1 protein-coding gene is annotated in these 1652 nt (G+C 69.7%); it reads left to right on the top strand.

Annotated elements, in window-relative coordinates; genetic code table 11:
* Window positions 1–113: 113 nt before the first annotated feature.
* Window positions 114–1619: an amino acid permease gene (locus ACFWEP_RS34530; RefSeq protein ID WP_387376240.1), complete on the top strand. Its 1506-nt coding sequence runs from the start codon at window positions 114–116 to the stop codon at window positions 1617–1619.
* Window positions 1620–1652: the final 33 nt, after the last annotated feature.

The following is a 1652-nucleotide window of genomic DNA, read 5'->3' as shown; positions in this document are numbered from 1 at the left end:
TCCCTGTACGGGTGGTGGCACCGGCCCGTTCGCGCGACATGCTCCGCAAGGCGTCCCGCACCCCGGGGGCCTCCCCATGATTGCGCCCACGACGAGTGCGTGGAGGTACGCGGGTGAGCGTGGAACAGGGGACACCCCCCGGCCGGGACGGACTGTTCCGGACCAAGACGATCGAGCAGTCGCTGAGCGACACCGAGGAGCCCGAGCACGCGCTCAAGAAGTCGCTCTCCGCCCTCGACCTCACGGTCTTCGGCGTCGGAGTCGTCATCGGTACCGGCATCTTCGTCCTCACCGGCAAGGTCGCCAAGGAGACCGCCGGCCCCGCGACCGCCATCGCCTTCGCGGTCGCCGGTGTGGTCTGCGCTCTGGCCGCCCTCTGCTACGCCGAGTTCGCCTCCACGGTCCCCGTCGCGGGTTCGGCGTACACCTTCTCCTACGCCTCGCTCGGCGAGCTGGTGGCGTGGATCATCGGCTGGGACCTGGTGCTGGAGTTCGCGCTGGGCACGGCGGTGGTGGCCGTCGGCTGGTCCGGGTACGTACGCTCGCTGATGGACAACGCGGGCTGGTCCCTGCCCGACGCCCTCGCGGGGCCGGACGTGGCGTCCGGGTTCGGCTTCGACCTCCTGGCCTTCGTCCTCGTGCTGGTCCTCACCGCGGTCCTCGTCCTCGGCATGAAGCTCTCCGCGCGGGTCACCACCGTGGTCGTCGCGATCAAGGTGGCCGTCGTCCTGATCGTCATCGTCGCCGGCCTGTTCTTCATCGACGCCGGGAACTACTCGCCCTTCGTCCCGGAGGCCGAGCCGCAGCCGTCCGGCAGCGGGCTCGACTCCCCGCTGGTCCAGGCGCTGTTCGGCTACGCGCCCACCAACTTCGGCGTGATGGGCATCTTCACCGCCGCCTCCATCGTCTTCTTCGCCTTCATCGGCTTCGACGTGGTCGCCACCGCGGCCGAGGAGACCCGGCATCCGCAGCGGGACATGCCCCGGGGCATCCTCGGGTCGCTCCTGATCTGCACGGTGCTCTACGTCGCCGTGTCCATCGTGGTCACCGGCATGCAGCACTACACCGAACTCTCCGTCAGCGCCCCGCTGGCGGACGCCTTCAAGGCGGTCGGCCACCCCTTCTACGCGGGCATCATCAGCTTCGGCGCCGCCGTCGGGCTCACCGTCGTCTGCATGATCCTGCTGCTCGGACAGTCCCGGGTCTTCTTCGCGATGAGCCGCGACGGGCTGCTGCCCCGGTTCTTCTCGGTGACCCACCCGAAGTACGGCACCCCGTACCGCCCGACGATCCTGCTCGGCGTCGTCATCGCGATCGTCGCCGGATTCACCAGCATCGACGAACTGGCGACCCTGGTGAACATCGGTACCCTCTTCGCCTTCGTGGTGGTCGCCCTCGGAGTGATCGTGCTCCGCCGCACCCGACCGGACCTGCCGCGCGCCTTCCGTACCCCCTGGGTGCCCGCGCTCCCGATCCTCTCGGTGGCCGCCTCGGTCTGGCTGATGCTCAACCTGCCGGTGGAGACCTGGCTCCGGTTCGCGATCTGGATGGCGCTGGGCGTGGTCATCTACTTCGCGTACGGGCGGGGGCACAGCCGGCTGGCCGCCGGCCGGAGGTGAAACGCGCGGAGGAGGGGCGTACGGTTCCCGGAC

The organism is Streptomyces sp. NPDC060198 (assembly GCF_042728415.1).
Lineage (GTDB): Bacteria > Actinomycetota > Actinomycetes > Streptomycetales > Streptomycetaceae > Streptomyces.
The sequence above is the reverse complement of the archived record's forward strand: the minus strand, read 5'-3'. Positions and strand labels throughout refer to the sequence as shown.